Source organism: Azospirillum sp. CT11-132, assembly GCF_047302835.1.
Lineage (GTDB): Bacteria > Pseudomonadota > Alphaproteobacteria > Azospirillales > Azospirillaceae > Azospirillum.
This window is the reverse complement of the sequence record NZ_JBGLZA010000009.1, coordinates 124,736-138,114: the sequence shown is the minus strand read 5'-3', so window position 1 is coordinate 138,114 and position 13,379 is coordinate 124,736. Positions and strand designations below refer to the sequence as shown.

Annotated in this window: 15 protein-coding genes; 4 read left to right on the top strand and 11 right to left on the bottom strand. The window is 68.2% G+C overall.

Annotated elements, in window-relative coordinates; genetic code table 11:
* Nucleotides 1–24: 24 nt before the first annotated feature.
* Together ACCD06_RS32300 and ACCD06_RS32295 are read right to left on the bottom strand one after the other, a co-directional pair.
* Complete coding sequence (locus ACCD06_RS32300; protein ID WP_413346405.1) at nt 25–1,059, bottom strand: threonine aldolase family protein; 1,035 nt, start codon at nt 1,057–1,059, stop codon at nt 25–27.
* 18 nt (nt 1,060–1,077) lie between these two features.
* Complete coding sequence (locus tag ACCD06_RS32295) at nt 1,078–1,416, bottom strand: hypothetical protein (protein ID WP_413346403.1); 339 nt, start codon at nt 1,414–1,416, stop codon at nt 1,078–1,080.
* Between the two features lie 52 nt (nt 1,417–1,468).
* On the opposite strand from ACCD06_RS32295, the gene ACCD06_RS32290 reads away from it, so the two are divergent.
* The 3 genes from ACCD06_RS32290 (at nt 1,469) to ACCD06_RS32280 (ending at nt 4,162) form a co-directional block, all read left to right on the top strand.
* On the top strand, nt 1,469–2,542 hold the full coding sequence (locus ACCD06_RS32290) for an RluA family pseudouridine synthase (RefSeq protein ID WP_413346401.1): 1,074 nt from the start codon (nt 1,469–1,471) through the stop codon (nt 2,540–2,542).
* 162 nt (nt 2,543–2,704) lie between these two features.
* Nucleotides 2,705–3,595, top strand: coding sequence for an RNA polymerase sigma factor RpoH (gene rpoH / locus ACCD06_RS32285; RefSeq protein ID WP_085092002.1), 891 nt, complete (start codon nt 2,705–2,707; stop codon nt 3,593–3,595).
* Nucleotides 3,596–3,637: 42 nt separating this feature from the next.
* Nucleotides 3,638–4,162: a GNAT family N-acetyltransferase gene (locus tag ACCD06_RS32280; RefSeq protein WP_413346399.1), complete on the top strand. Its 525-nt coding sequence runs from the start codon at nt 3,638–3,640 to the stop codon at nt 4,160–4,162.
* A gap of 46 nt (nt 4,163–4,208) precedes the next feature.
* On the opposite strand, the gene ACCD06_RS32275 is transcribed toward ACCD06_RS32280, so the two are convergent.
* The 6 genes from ACCD06_RS32275 to ACCD06_RS32250 all read right to left on the bottom strand — a co-directional run bounded on the left by ACCD06_RS32275 (nt 4,209) and on the right by ACCD06_RS32250 (nt 7,695).
* Nucleotides 4,209–4,553, bottom strand: coding sequence for a gamma-glutamylcyclotransferase family protein (locus tag ACCD06_RS32275; protein WP_413346397.1), 345 nt, complete (start codon nt 4,551–4,553; stop codon nt 4,209–4,211).
* Nucleotides 4,546–4,932, bottom strand: coding sequence for a bleomycin resistance protein (locus ACCD06_RS32270; RefSeq protein ID WP_413346395.1), 387 nt, complete (start codon nt 4,930–4,932; stop codon nt 4,546–4,548). The genes ACCD06_RS32275 and ACCD06_RS32270 overlap by 8 nt, the downstream gene beginning before the upstream one ends.
* Before the next feature lie 7 nt (nt 4,933–4,939).
* Nucleotides 4,940–5,758 carry a PhzF family phenazine biosynthesis protein gene (locus ACCD06_RS32265; protein ID WP_413346393.1) on the bottom strand — a complete coding sequence of 273 codons (819 nt, stop codon included), beginning with the start codon at nt 5,756–5,758 and terminating at the stop codon, nt 4,940–4,942.
* 210 nt (nt 5,759–5,968) lie between these two features.
* Nucleotides 5,969–6,982 carry a threo-3-hydroxy-L-aspartate ammonia-lyase gene (locus ACCD06_RS32260; protein WP_413346391.1) on the bottom strand — a complete coding sequence of 338 codons (1,014 nt, stop codon included), beginning with the start codon at nt 6,980–6,982 and terminating at the stop codon, nt 5,969–5,971.
* A 22-nt stretch (nt 6,983–7,004) separates the two neighbouring features.
* A complete protein-coding gene (locus ACCD06_RS32255; protein ID WP_413346389.1) occupies nt 7,005–7,439 on the bottom strand; it encodes a GNAT family N-acetyltransferase in 435 nt (144 codons plus the stop codon).
* A 4-nt stretch (nt 7,440–7,443) separates the two neighbouring features.
* On the bottom strand, nt 7,444–7,695 hold the full coding sequence (locus tag ACCD06_RS32250; protein ID WP_413346387.1) for a DUF1127 domain-containing protein: 252 nt from the start codon (nt 7,693–7,695) through the stop codon (nt 7,444–7,446).
* A 403-nt stretch (nt 7,696–8,098) separates the two neighbouring features.
* On the opposite strand from ACCD06_RS32250, the gene mgrA reads away from it, so the two are divergent.
* Complete coding sequence (mgrA, locus tag ACCD06_RS32245; RefSeq protein WP_413346385.1) at nt 8,099–9,142, top strand: L-glyceraldehyde 3-phosphate reductase; 1,044 nt, start codon at nt 8,099–8,101, stop codon at nt 9,140–9,142.
* Between the two features lie 161 nt (nt 9,143–9,303).
* Here mgrA and ACCD06_RS32240 read toward each other — a convergent pair whose 3' ends face one another.
* From ACCD06_RS32240 to ACCD06_RS32230, 3 genes are all read right to left on the bottom strand, one after another.
* Entirely contained in the window at nt 9,304–10,413 is a 1,110-nt protein-coding gene (locus ACCD06_RS32240; protein WP_413346383.1) for an NADH:flavin oxidoreductase/NADH oxidase, read from the bottom strand.
* A 94-nt stretch (nt 10,414–10,507) separates the two neighbouring features.
* On the bottom strand, nt 10,508–11,908 hold the full coding sequence (locus tag ACCD06_RS32235) for a M20/M25/M40 family metallo-hydrolase (protein WP_413346381.1): 1,401 nt from the start codon (nt 11,906–11,908) through the stop codon (nt 10,508–10,510).
* Between the two features lie 181 nt (nt 11,909–12,089).
* Entirely contained in the window at nt 12,090–13,175 is a 1,086-nt protein-coding gene (locus tag ACCD06_RS32230; RefSeq protein ID WP_413346379.1) for a ParA family protein, read from the bottom strand.
* Nucleotides 13,176–13,379: the final 204 nt, after the last annotated feature.

Sequence of the window (13,379 nt, the reverse complement as noted above, 5' to 3'; positions counted from 1 at the left end):
TTCTAACCAAGCCAGCCCCGCCGATCAAGCCTTTTCTTGCAGGCTGCGCAAAATACCCAGCAAACCGTCAACCGCCGCCGCCGGCGTGTCGAACGCCGTCACGAAGCGCGCCGTGCCGTCGTCCCAGCGATAGAAGCCGTAACCGGCCCCCTCCAGCGCCTCGGCGTAAGGTCCGGGCAGCCGGACGAACAGCTCGTTCGCCTCCACCGGGTGTGCCAGCTCGACGCCCGGCAGCGCCATCAGCCCGGCGGCCAGACGGTCGGCCATGGCGTTGGCGTGGGCGGCCAGGCGCAGCCACAGCCCGTCCTCCAGCCAAGCGTCCAGCTGGGCCGACAGGAAGCGCATCTTCGACACCAGATGGCCGCCACGCTTGCGGCCGAAGCCGAAATCCTCGGCCATCGCCGGGTTGAAGAACACCACCGCCTCGGCGGCGAGACAGCCGCCCTTGGTACCGCCCAGCGTCAGCACGTCGACCCCGGCGCGCCACGTCACGTCGGCAGGGGCGCAGCCCAGCCGGGCAATGGCGTTGGCGAAGCGGGCGCCGTCCATATGCACGGCCATGCCGTTGGAATGGGCGGTCTCGACCAGCGCCTCGACTTCCGCCGGGGTATAGACGGTGCCGGCCTCCGTCGCCTGGGTCAGGCTGAGCGCGGCGGGCTGGACGCGGTGGACGACGCCGACGCCGGCCTTGGCGATGTGGCGCGACACCATTTCCGGCGTCAGCTTGCCATGCTCGCCGGCCAGCGGCACCAGCTTGGCGCCGCCGGTGAAGAATTCCGGCGCGCCGCATTCGTCGATGATGATGTGCGCGTCCTCATGGCACAGCACAGCGCCAAAGGGCGGCACCAGCGCCGACAGCGCCAGAGAGTTGGCCGCCGTGCCGGTGGCGACGGGGAAGACCGCGACGTCGGTCTCGAAGATCGCGCACAGCCGCTCGGTCACCCGAGCGGTCCAGGGATCGTTGCCGTAGGGGGAGGCGGTGCCGGCGGACGCGGCCGCCAGCGCCGTCATCACCTGCGGGGCGGCACCGGCGACATTGTCGCTGCGGAAATCATGCATGATCGCGAGACCTGTCTGTTACGGAGCGGCTTTGCCGCCAGAGGGGCCAGCAATGACCGTCGCGGTGACGGCGCCGGTGCGCGGGTCGATCAGATAGAGGCGGTCCGGCCCCTGCGGCAGGGTCACCTTGAACAGCACGCGGTTGCCCGCCACCAGCATCTCGCCGATGCGGGCGCCGGCCGGGACGTCCAGCGTCACCTCGGCGGGGCGGTCGATCACGGTGGTCGTGGTGGAGGGCCCGGTCAGGGAGGCGCGGTTGGGGTCCGACATCCGCTTGTACAGCTCCACCCCCAGATAAGTGAAGCCGGCGATGATCAGAACGCCCATGATGACGACGAGTGCCTTGAGGATCTGCACGGTTTGGGGTCCACTCCCGGACGATTGAAACAGGACGCGATACGCAAAGCCGATGGCCGCCAACATGCCGGACGACACCAACCCGGACGATCTGTCCGACGATTTCCTCGATGCGGACGACGACGCCGGCCCGCCCGCCTACGCCACTGCCCGTGCCCTCGCCTACACGGTTCCCGACGAGGCGGCGGGCCAGCGGCTGGACAAGGCGTTGGCGGCGGGCCTGCCGGACCTGTCGCGGTCGCGCGTCCAGGCCCTGCTGGAACAGGGCTGCGTGCGCGGCGACGGCCGGACGATAACGGACCCGTCCCTGAGGGTCAAACCCGGCCAGCGCTTCGAGGTCGAGGTGCCGGGGGCGGAGGCCGCCGAGCCGGTGGCGCAGGACATCCCGATCGACGTGGTGTACGAGGATGCCGACGTGCTGGTGATCGACAAGCCGGCCGGTCTGGTGGTGCATCCCGCGGCCGGCAACCCGGACGGCACGCTGGTCAACGCCCTGCTGGCCCATTGCGGCGACAGCCTGTCCGGCATCGGCGGGGTGAAGCGGCCGGGCATCGTCCACCGGCTGGACAAGGACACCAGCGGCCTGATGGTGGTCGCCAAGAACGACCGCGCCCATCACGGCCTGTCGGAGCAGTTCTCCGACCGCACGCTCAGCCGCACCTATCTGGCGCTGGTCTGGGGCGTGCCCAACCCGACGCAGGGCCGGATCGAGGGCAACATCGGCCGCAGCAGCGCCGACCGCAAGAAGATGGCGGTGGTGACCGGCGGCGGCAAACCCGCGGCCACCAAGTACCGCGTGGTGAAGAGCTTCGGCATGGCCGCCTCGCTGGTCGAATGCGTGCTGGAGACCGGGCGCACCCACCAGATCCGCGTCCACCTGACCCACATCGGCCACCCGCTGGTCGGCGATCCGCTCTATGGCCGCGGCCGGTCGGGGCGGCCGGGGGGCAAATTCGCCTCGCAACTTCCGGAACCGGTTCGGGGCACCCTTGTTGGGTTTCCGCGACAGGCGCTGCACGCCGCGGCGCTGACCTTCCGTCATCCGGTCAGTGGCGAAATTGTGGCATTCCGCTCCCCAATTCCGGCGGATATTCATGAACTAATTGTCACCTTGGAGTCGCTTTAAAACGGTACACCGGGTAATCTTTCTTGGATAGACTCCCGGTCAATGGCGAGGTTCCGCCGCCCGCTCATTGCGAGGGGCCTTTGGAACCCGCGCTGAAGAATGGCCGCGTGCCCATGAATTCCTTCTCATGGGTATACCGGCCGTCAGGAGAGGGGTTTGGTCATGGCGACGGCATCCAATCTTCCGGCCATCGGGTCCGAGAGCAATCTGTCCCGCTATCTCCAGGAGATCCGCAAGTTCCCGATGCTGGAGCCGGAGCGGGAATACATGCTGGCCAAGAGCTGGCAGCAGCATGAGGATTCCGGCGCCGCCCATCAGCTCGTCACCAGCCATCTGCGTCTGGTGGCCAAGATCGCGATGGGCTACCGCGGCTACGGCCTGCCCTTGTCGGAGCTGATCTCCGAAGGCAATGTCGGCATGATGCAGGCGGTGAAGCGTTTCGACCCCGACCGCGGCTTCCGGCTCGCGACCTATGCGATGTGGTGGATTCGCGCGGCGATCCAGGAATATATCCTGCACAGCTGGTCGCTGGTGAAAATGGGCACGACGGCCGCCCAGAAGAAGCTGTTCTTCAACCTGCGCCGGCTGAAGGGCCAGATGCAGGCGATCGAGGAAGGCGACCTGTCGCCGGAGCAGGTCCAGGCCATCGCCACCAAGTTGGACGTTCCGGAACAGGACGTCGTCAACATGAACCGGCGCCTCGCCAGCCCCGACCATTCGCTGAACGCCCCCCTGCGTGCGGAGAGCGAGGGCGAATGGCAGGATTTCCTGGTCGACGAGACGGCCAGCCAGGAGATCACGCTGGCCGACCGCGAGGAGCTGGGCAAGCGCCGCAAGCTGCTGGCGAACGCCATGACCGCGCTGAACGACCGCGAACGCGACATCCTGACCGAACGCCGCCTGCGCGAGGCACCGACGACGCTGGAGGACCTGTCGCAGAAATACGGCATCAGCCGCGAGCGCGTCCGCCAGATCGAGGTGCGCGCCTTCGAGAAGCTGCAGAAGGCAATCAAGGCAGCCGCGGTCGAACAGAAGATGGAGACGGAGGCATAAGGGGAGGTCCCCCGCCACCGCAACAGAGTCATGACGGGAACGATGCAGGATACCGAAGTCACGCTCGCGGTCGTCGATCCGAGCGATCTGCCGGCCTTCAAGAGCGAGATGGAGGCATCCTTCGCGGTCGCCGTCATCGAGGAGTTCGGGTGCCTTCCCGACGATTCGATTCCCCGCGGCAGCGATCTCGACGAGTCGATGAACGCGCCGGGCACCGAGCTTCTGCATATCCTTTGCGATGGCCAAAGGGTCGGCGGCGCCGTCGTCGTGATCGACGAGGCGACGCAGCGCAATTCGCTGGACCTGTTCTTCCTGTCGCCGGCGCAGCATGGCCGGGGATTGGGCTTCAAAGCCTGGATGGCGATCGAGCGGCGCTATCCCGGAACGCTGGTCTGGCAGACCCACACGCCTTATTTCGAGAAACGGAACATCCATTTCTATGTGAACAAGTGCGGCTTCAAGATCGTCGAGTTCTTCGGCGCCCGTCACCCCGACCCGCATTGGCCCGGCCCCTCCGGCCTGCCCGGCGGCGGCGAGATGTTCCGCTTCGAGAAGGTGATGCGATAGCAGCGGCGGCCAAGCGGTGACGGGCCCCGCGCTCACGCCTCCACCCTCACGCCTTCACATACACCCAGGCCTCCGCCCCCGACTTCAGCCGGACCATGACGCGCCTGTAATCCGCGACCTCGTACGAATCGGCAGCCGCCAGTTCTTCCGCGGTAATCTCGAACAGGGTTCCGGCGACCTCGTCGGCCGGATCGCCGCTTTCGCTCACCACGGGGTGGAAGCGCTTGCCGCTGGTGCGGATCACCTCCGGATCGGTGATCTCCAGCATGTCGCGGCGGTATCCCGGCATGGCATCCGCCCGCCCGGCCAGCAGCCGGCCGAAGGACGCCATCTGCACATTCTCCTGCTGCAGGGTGCCGTAGGAGAACAGAAGGACCGGATCGTCAGCCATCGCCATCCCTCCTTGCTTCCGCCCCGACGCGCAGCAAATTGCCGTCCGGATCGATGTGGGCGAACTCGCGCAGGCCATAGGGCGTGTCGGCGACCGCCGTCAGCCGGCCGCCAACTCCCGCCGCCTGCCACGCCGCATGCAGGGCGTCGGCGTCGCTGACATAGAGATAGCAAGCGACGACCGAGCGCTCCGGATCGAGGTCCGGAATCCGCGCCAGATGCAGGCTCACCCCATTCCAATCCAAGAACCCATAGACCGGGTCCGCGGCAGCCTCGTCATAGGCGGTCACTGTGAAACCGAGCTGCCAGTAGTGGGCGAGCGCAGCGCGGACGTCGCGGACCGGCAGGATCGGTGCCACCCGCTCGAACTGAACGGTCATCGCTTCCTCACACCCGGATCGAGCCTTCGAGATACAGCACCGCCTGCCCGCCGATCTTCACCCGGTCGCCGGCCAGTTCGCACAGCAGGTCGCCGCCGCGGGCCGAGACCTGACGCGCCGTCAGCACCGTCTTGCCCAGCCGCTCCGCCCAATAGGGGGTCAGCATGCAGTGGGTGGAGCCGGTGACCGGGTCCTCCGGGATGCCCTGGGCCGGGGCGAACAGCCGCGACACGAAATCGACCCCATTCTCTCCCGGCGCGGTGACGCAGACCGCGAACAGGTCGAGCTTCGACAGCAGCGCCATGTCCGGCGCCAGCGCCCGCACCGCGTCGGCCGACTCGTACACCACCAGATAGTCGCGCCCGCTCAGGATCGCGACCGGCGCCGGTCCGCCCAGCGCCGCCAGCAGATTGGGATCGACCCGCTCCGCCGGCTTGGCCGGACGGTTGGGGAAGTCCAGCGTGTAGCGGTCGCCGTCGCGGGTGACGGTCAGCGTGCCGGCCTGCCGGGTGGCGAAGTCCATGCGCTCGCGCCCCGGCTCCAGGATGGTGGAGATGACGAAGGCGGTCGCCAGCGTGGCATGGCCGCACAGATCGACCTCCACCGCCGGGGTGAACCAGCGCAGTTCATACCCCTCTCTCGCCCCTTGGCCGCTGCGGGTGAAGAAGGCGGTCTCCGCCAGATTGTTCTCCGCCGCGATGGCCAGCATCTGCGCGTCGGGCAGCCAGGACTCCAGCGGCACGACCGCCGCCGGGTTGCCGGCGAAGACGCGGTCGGTGAAGGCATCGACCTGATAGATGGGCAGGCGCATGGCTTTCCCGGTCATGGCGAGCGTTCCTTACGTCTTGGGGGCGATTTATCGATGAAGCGTCATTTCCCTCTCCCGCCCCGGGAGAGGGAGGGGACCCGCGCCGTCAGGCGTGGGGAGGGTGAGGGGTAGGGCAAGGATCCCGAACCGCATGGCTTCGTGCCTAACCCCTCACCCTTCCCATGCTCCGCATGGGCCCCTTCCCTCTCCCGGGGCGGGAGAGGGAGTCTAGCCCGCCACCAGCGTGGCGAAGCGGCCGAGGTCGACGTTGCCGCCGGTGACGACGATGCCGACGCGCTTGCCGCGCACGTCGATCTTGCCGGACAGCACCGCGGCGGCGGCGAGGCAGCCGGTCGGCTCGACCAGCATCTTCATCCGGCTGGCGAAGAAGCGCATGGCGTCGACCAGCTGGTCGTCGGTGACGGTGTCGATGTCGTCGACCAGCCGCTGCATCACCGGGAAGGTCAGCTGGCCGACATTGCGGCTCTGGGCGCCGTCGGCGATGGTCTTCGGCGGTTCGATGCGGACGATGCTGCCGCTGCGCAGGCTCTGCTGGGCGTCGTTGCCGGCCTCCGGCTCGATACCGATCACGCGGCAGCCGGGGTTCAGCGCCTTCGCCGCCACCGCGCAGCCGGCCAGCAGCCCGCCGCCGCTGGTCGGCACCACCAGCAGGTCCAGCGGTGCGCCGCCGCTCGCCAGAACCTCCTCGATCAGCTCCTTGGCGACGGTGCCCTGCCCCGCCATCACATGGCCATGGTCGAAGGGCGGGATGAAGATACCGCCCCGCTCTTCCAGAACGCGGGCGACGGCGGCGTCGGGCGGCTCGGCATAGCGGTCGTACAGCACCACGTCGGCGCCATAGCCGCGGGTGGCCGCCAGTTTGGACGCCGGGGCGTCCATCGGCATGACGATGGTCGCCTTCACCCGCAGCATCGACGCCGCCAGGGCGATGGCCTGGGCGTGGTTGCCGGACGAATAGGCGACGACGCCGACCGCGCGCTGCACCGGCGTGAACCGGGCGATGGCGTTGTAGGCGCCACGGATCTTGAAGGCGCCGGTGCGCTGGAAGTTCTCGCACTTGAACAGCAGCTCGCCGCCGGTCAGCGTGTCGGCGGTGCGGCTGGTCAGCACCGGCGTGCGGTGGGCGACGCCGGCGATCCGCTCCGCCGCCCCGGCCACATCGGCATAGGAGATGGCGAGGCCAGTCGTATCGGCCACGGTGCTGGTGATCGTGTCGGGCATGGCGGCGGTGCTCCCCCCGGTATTATTCCAGATCGGTGAACAGGAAGGCCTGCTCGTGCCGCTTCAGCCCGGCCTCCTCGTAGAAGCTGATGGCCTTGGGTGCGGACAGCAGCAGGCACATGGTGCCCGGCCCCATCGCGTCGCGGGTGCGGCGCATCAGCTCCTTGCCGATGCCGCGCCCCTGCAGGGCGCGGTCGACGGCGAGGTCGGACAGATAGCAGCAGTAGACGAAGTCGGTGATCGACCGGGCGACGCCGACCAGCCGTCCATCCTCTCGCGCGGTGATGATCAGGCCGGCGTTGCGCAGCATCGCCTCCACCCGGGGGCGGTCGCCCACGGGCCGGCGTTCCGCCAGCCCGGAGCGTTCCAGAACGTCGATGAAATCGTCGGCGCTCAGGTCCGGTTCGACTGCGTATTCGATCTGAATGGGTTGGCTCTGTATGGATTCATTGGCCATCGTCTCATCCCCGCCAGAACGGCTTCGACACCTCCTGCTCCGCCTCGGACCGGCTGACGCCGATGTCCTTCAGCAGATAGTCGTCGAGCCTTGCCAGTGCATGACGTTGTTTGCGCCGTTCCATCGCGGAAAACAACACGTCGAGCAGCCGCCAGAAGGGGCGCGAGGCGACACGGGTGACGCGGTCGGCGGCCGGGACGGCGCCCGGGGCTGCCGTGTACGGGCCGGAACTGCGGGTCACGTCGGTGTGGCGCATCGGATCCTCCATCATCTGGCGCACATCGCTCGAACAATCGAGACAATCAGGATTATGGAGACGTAATCGGCGGGGTCAAATGGAACATTGTCACCATTACATTTCCGATGTCGGATGTATCTTTTCGGCCACAGGCACAAGCGCTGCCTTGGACAGACTGGAAAATCCTTGTGAAACGAAGGGTTCCACCGGTCTTCCCGGCAATGGTTCTGTCTTGCGGATGGTTTGCGTGACAAGTTGCGGCCGGACCACCGGATTGTCATGGTGGCATTGTGCCGGTCGCGTGGCCCGCCCCGCCGGCCACTGCCCCTTCCCGCAGTGATATGACCGGCCGCGCCATTGCGCCCGGCCCCACTGCCGCCCTATGCTGATATATCACTCAAGATCACATCGGGAGAACGCCATGCAGCCGCCCTATCTTGCCGCCGAACGGCGATACGAAGGCATGAGCTATCGCCGCACCGGCCGCAGCGGGCTGGACCTGCCGGCCATTTCGCTGGGGCTTTGGCAGAATTTCGGCGGCACCGACGTGTTCGCCACCGGGCGCGCCGTGCTGCGCCGGGCCTTCGACCGCGGCGTCACCCATTTCGACCTCGCCAACAACTACGGCCCGCCGCCGGGTTCGGCGGAGGAGAATTTCGGCCGCATCCTCGCCACCGATTTCCGGCCCTACCGCGACCAGATGGTGATCTCGACCAAGGCCGGTTACGAGATGTGGCCCGGCCCCTACGGCAACTGGGGCTCCCGCAAATATCTGGTCTCCAGCCTGGACCAGAGCCTGAAACGGATGGGTCTCGACTATGTCGACATCTTCTATTCGCACCGCGTCGATCCCCGCACCCCGCTGGAGGAGACGATGGGCGCGCTCGACCACATCGTCCGCCAGGGCAAGGCGCTCTATGTCGGCATCTCCTCCTACTCGCCGGAGATGACGCGGCGGGCGGCCGGCATCCTGAAGGATCTGGGCACCCCCTGCCTGATCCATCAGCCCTCCTACTCCATGCTGAACCGCTGGGTTGAGGGCGGACTGCTGGAGACGCTGGAGGATCTCGGCATGGGCTGCATCGCCTTCTCGCCGATGGCCCAGGGCATGCTGACCAACAAGTATCTGAGCGGCCAGCCTGCCGACGCCCGCGCCGCCAAGGGCGGGACCCTGCGCGCCAACTTCCTGTCGCCGGAAAACCTGGAGCGCATCCGCGCGCTCGACGCCATCGCCCAGCGGCGCGGCCAGACGCTGGCGCAGATGGCCATCGCCTGGGTCCTGCGCGATCCGCGCGTCACCTCCGCCCTGATCGGCGCCCGCAATGTGGAGCAGCTCGACAACTCGTTGGACGCGCTGAACAACCTGTCCTTCACGTCGGAGGAGTTGGCGGAGATCGACACCCACGCCGTCGCCGACGCCGGCATCAACCTGTGGAGCGCCTCTTCCGCCGCCGAGGCCGGCTGACGCCGGAAGGCTGCTATCCCCTCTCCCCCCCGGGGAGAGGGTTAGGGTGAGGGGGTCGCGCGGCGAGGATTCTTGAGAAGGTACGAGGTGCATCCCCCTCACCCCGACCCTCTCCCCGGGGGGGGAGAGGGGGATTCCTCCGTCCTAAAAAGTCACCAACCTCACTCCGCCGCATCAGTGGCGCGGTAACGCTCCAGCCAGTGGGCGTAGGGCGCCGGCAGCACCCAGGACGGACGCTCCTCGCCCAACTCCTTGGCGGCGCGGTAGGGATAATGCGGGTTGGCCAGATGGGCGCGGCCGACCATCACCAGATCCAGCTGCCCGTCGGCGACGGTGCGGTTGGCGATCTTCGGCGCGTCGATGCCCCAGGCGGCCGCCACCGGCAGCTCCGCCTCGCGCCGCACCCGCTCGGCGACCGGGGCCAGGAAGGCCGGCCCCCACGGAACGCGGGCATCGGGGGTGGAAAAGCCGACGCTGACGCTCAGCATGTCCAGCCCGCCGGCGCGGAAGTTGCGGGCGAGTTCGATCGACTCGGCCAGCGTCTGCTCGTCGCGCCCGTCATACTCGATCACGCCGAAGCGCGCGGTCAGCGGCAGGTTTTCCGGCCACACCTCGCGCACCGCCGCCAGCGTTTCCAGCAGGAAGCGGCTGCGCCCGGCAAGGTCGCCGCCATACTGGTCGGTGCGGGTGTTGGCATGGACCGAGAAGAAGCTCTGGCCGAGATAGCCGTGGGCGAAATGCAGCTCCAGCCATTTGAAGCCGGCGTCGCGGGCGCGCACGGCGGCGGCCACGAAATCGGCGCGGACGCGGGCGATGTCGTCCAGCGTCATCGCCTTCGGCACCTTCGGCAGATGATGGCCGAAGGGCACGGCCGACGGCGAGATGGTCTCCCAGCCGCGCGGATCGCCGTCGGTGATGTGGTCGTCACCTTCCCAGGGGCGGTTGGCGCTGGCCTTGCGGCCGGCATGGCCGATCTGGATGCCGGGAACGGCGCCGGCGGCGGCGATGGACGCGGCGATGCGCGCCATCCCGTCCGCCTGGGCGTCGTTCCACAGGCCGGTGCAGCCCGGCGTGATGCGGCCTTCCGGCGACACCGCCGTCGCCTCGACGATCACCAGACCGGCGCCGCCGCGGGCGAGGCCGGGGTAGTGGACGAGATGCCAGTCGTTGATGACGCCGTCGACGGCGCTGTACTGGCACATCGGCGGAACCGCGATGCGGTTGCGCAGGGTGACGTCCTTCAGCGTGAAGGGCGTGAACAGGGCGGACATGCGAATTCCCGTCTCGATCTTGTCGGTGGCGGCAGGAGATGAGGCGTCAGCCCACCCCTGCCGCAGATCGGGAAGATTTAGGTCCGCCCCAGCCTCAGCCAACCCGCCCGGCCGCCAAACGGCCCACTATCGCCGCATGGCTGCGGATACCGTTGCGCAGGCATTTCAACTCGAACTTCTCGTTCGGCGAATGGATGCGGTCGTCGTCCAGCCCGAAGCCGACCAGGATGGTGTCGAGCCCCAGATGCTCGCGGAACCAGCCGACGATGGGGATCGACCCGCCGCCGCCGATCAGCACGCCGTCGCGGCCCGTCGCCTCCTTCAGCCCGCTGCGCACCGCCTGCATCCACGGCGTGTCGGTCGGCACCTCGATCCCCGGCGACGAGCTGAAGCGCCGGAAGCTGACCGTGCAGTCCGCCGGCAGCCGCTCCTCGAAGAAGCGCCGGACCGACGCCTCGATCGCCGCCGGGTCCTGGCCGGGCACCAGACGGCAGCTCAGCTTGCACGACGCCTTGGCCGGGATGACCGTCTTCGACCCCTCGCCGGTATAGCCGCCCCAGATGCCGTTGATGTCGCAGGTCGGCCGGGTCCAGATGCGCTCCAGCAGCGTCCGCCCCGCCTCGCCATGGCTGCGGGTCAGGCCCAGCGCGCCCAGGAACTGCGCCTCGTCCAGCGGCAGGCCGCGGATCTGCGCCAGCAGCTCGTCCGGCAGCTCGCGCACGCCATCATAGAAGCCGTCGAAGCGCACCCGCCCGTCGGCATCGTGGATCTGGCCCAGAATGCCGCTCAGCACGTTCAGCGGGTTGGGCACGGCGCCGCCGAACAGGCCGGAATGCAGGTCGTGGCTGGGGCCCGTGACGGTGGCTTCCAGATAGAGCAGCCCGCGCAGCCGGGTGGTGATCGCCGGGGTGTCGACGTCCCAGGCGTTGGTGTCGGTGACCAGGCAGAAGTCGGCCTGCAGCTCGTCCGCATGCTCCTTAAGGAAGCGCGGCAGCGACGGGCTGCCGGTCTCCTCCTCGCCCTCCAGCAGCACGGTGGCGCGGATCGGGATGGAGCCGTGGACGGCGTGCCAGGCCTCGAAGGCTTCCATGAAGGTCATGGTCTGGCCCTTGTCGTCGGCGGCCCCGCGGGCGACGACGCGGCGGCCGCGCTCGGCCTCGACGATCACCGGATCGAAGGGCGGGCTGGTCCACAGCTCCATGGGATCGGCGGGCTGCACGTCGTAGTGGCCGTAATAGAGCACATGCGGCGTCTCTGCCCCCTGCGGCCCCGGATGATGGGCGACCAGGATCGGATGGCCGGGCGTGTCGTGGATGGTGACGCTGAAGCCCATCGCCGTCAGCCTGTCCGAGCACCAGCGGGCGGCGCGCCGGACCTCGCCGGCATAGGCGGGATCGGTGCTGACCGAGGGAATGCGCAGCAGCTCGCAAAGCCGGCCGACCGACTCCTCGAAGGACTCGTCCACCTTGCGCAGAACGGCATCGACAGGAAGCATGAGTGCCCTCTTCTTGTTGACCATGGGATCCACCTATCCCCCTCTCCCCCCCGGGGAGAGGGTCGGGGTGAGGGGGGTGCATAGTGTGGATTAAGTGGGGTGCAGAGGTTCGCTACTCTTGAAAATCCTCGCCACGCGTCCCCCTCACCCTAACCCTCTCCCCGGGGGGGAGAGGGATATCTCATCCCCCCAGCCCCAGCAATTTCCCAAGTATCGGCTGCCCCACGGCCGCCCCCAATGCGAAGCCGCCGGCCAGCCCGATCACCAGCCCCACAAGCCCCGCCCCCATTCCGCCACCCGACCGCGCTCCCCCGCGTTCCGCCTGCCGCGCCCCATTGCCGCCGCCGCCAGGTTCGTCGCCTTCGTCGATCGACGACGCGCGCCGCGCGCTGTAGGAGGTGTCGGTCGCCTCGTGCCACGCCTGGATGCGCTCCAGCGCCGGCTTCAGCTGGGCGTCGTCGGGCGTGCTGCCGCGGCCATGGACGATCTCCCAGGCCAGCGCGGCGAAGCGGCTGGTGGTCCGCCCGTCCGGCGTGAAGATCATCGCCGGCATGCGGCGGTAGGTCGCCTTCACCACGTCCACGTCATAGGGGAAGGCGGTGCGGAACATCTGCTCCGGGAACTCGTTGCGCAGCTGGGTCAGCGATTCGCGCCCGACCTCGTCGTTGGTGATCGACAGCATCAGGATGCCGGCCAGCGACAGGCTGGGGTTCAACCCGTTCTGGATATGCTCCACCACCTGCAGGGTGCGCCGCAGACCGTCCAGCGCATAGCGCCCCGGAAACACCGGCACGATCAGCCGGTCCGACGCCGCCAGCGCGCCGGCCGCCAGATGGCCCAGCGCCGGCGGGCAGTCGATGACGACATAGTCCGGCGGGTTGCGCGAGAAATGCAGCGCCTTGCGCAAGCCCCGCTGCGAGCCGCCGCGGCTGTCCAGCGCATGTTCCAGCGAGTAGAGCTTGCGCGCGCCGACGATCATCGACAGCCCGTCGAAGGCGGTCGGGGTGATGGCGTCCTCGACGAAGGTTTCCTTGCGCAGCAGGTCGTTGATGCCGACCTTGGCCTTGTCGCGCAGCAGGAAGTTGCTGGTGGCGCTGCTCTGCGGGTCGAAATCGATCAGCACGACGCTCTTGCCCAGCGCCGCCAGCGCCAGCGCGAGGTTCACCGAGGTGGTCGTTTTGCCGACGCCGCCCTTCTGGTTGTAGACCGACAGGATGGTCGGCTGCCGTGTCTCGGGCGTGTCGAAGACGTCTTCGTGGCTGGTCATGTTCATTCCGCTTCGCCGTTTCTGCGGCTATCCCCCGCCCCACCCCAGGAATCCCCATGGCTGGAGCGCGGGCGCACTATAAGCGTCGGGCGCGCCCAAGTCTCCCCACACGTTCGAGGGTTGCGGGCGGCCATCGGAGGGCGCTTGCCGCATTCCTGCACAACCGATGCGCAAAGTTTCGGGTCGCGCCAAAGGGCCGCTCAG

Coding starts and splice junctions, on each gene's coding strand:
- ACCD06_RS32300 (WP_413346405.1), bottom strand. CDS start 1,059: ATGCATGATTTCCGCAGCGACAATGTCGCCGGTGCCGCCCCGCAGGTG.
- ACCD06_RS32290 (WP_413346401.1), top strand. CDS start 1,469: ATGGCCGCCAACATGCCGGACGACACCAACCCGGACGATCTGTCCGAC.
- rpoH (WP_085092002.1), top strand. CDS start 2,705: ATGGCGACGGCATCCAATCTTCCGGCCATCGGGTCCGAGAGCAATCTG.
- ACCD06_RS32280 (WP_413346399.1), top strand. CDS start 3,638: ATGCAGGATACCGAAGTCACGCTCGCGGTCGTCGATCCGAGCGATCTG.
- ACCD06_RS32275 (WP_413346397.1), bottom strand. CDS start 4,553: ATGGCTGACGATCCGGTCCTTCTGTTCTCCTACGGCACCCTGCAGCAG.
- ACCD06_RS32270 (WP_413346395.1), bottom strand. CDS start 4,932: ATGACCGTTCAGTTCGAGCGGGTGGCACCGATCCTGCCGGTCCGCGAC.
- ACCD06_RS32265 (WP_413346393.1), bottom strand. CDS start 5,758: ATGACCGGGAAAGCCATGCGCCTGCCCATCTATCAGGTCGATGCCTTC.
- ACCD06_RS32260 (WP_413346391.1), bottom strand. CDS start 6,982: ATGCCCGACACGATCACCAGCACCGTGGCCGATACGACTGGCCTCGCC.
- ACCD06_RS32255 (WP_413346389.1), bottom strand. CDS start 7,439: ATGGCCAATGAATCCATACAGAGCCAACCCATTCAGATCGAATACGCA.
- ACCD06_RS32250 (WP_413346387.1), bottom strand. CDS start 7,695: ATGCGCCACACCGACGTGACCCGCAGTTCCGGCCCGTACACGGCAGCC.
- mgrA (WP_413346385.1), top strand. CDS start 8,099: ATGCAGCCGCCCTATCTTGCCGCCGAACGGCGATACGAAGGCATGAGC.
- ACCD06_RS32240 (WP_413346383.1), bottom strand. CDS start 10,413: ATGTCCGCCCTGTTCACGCCCTTCACGCTGAAGGACGTCACCCTGCGC.
- ACCD06_RS32235 (WP_413346381.1), bottom strand. CDS start 11,908: ATGCTTCCTGTCGATGCCGTTCTGCGCAAGGTGGACGAGTCCTTCGAG.
- ACCD06_RS32230 (WP_413346379.1), bottom strand. CDS start 13,175: ATGACCAGCCACGAAGACGTCTTCGACACGCCCGAGACACGGCAGCCG.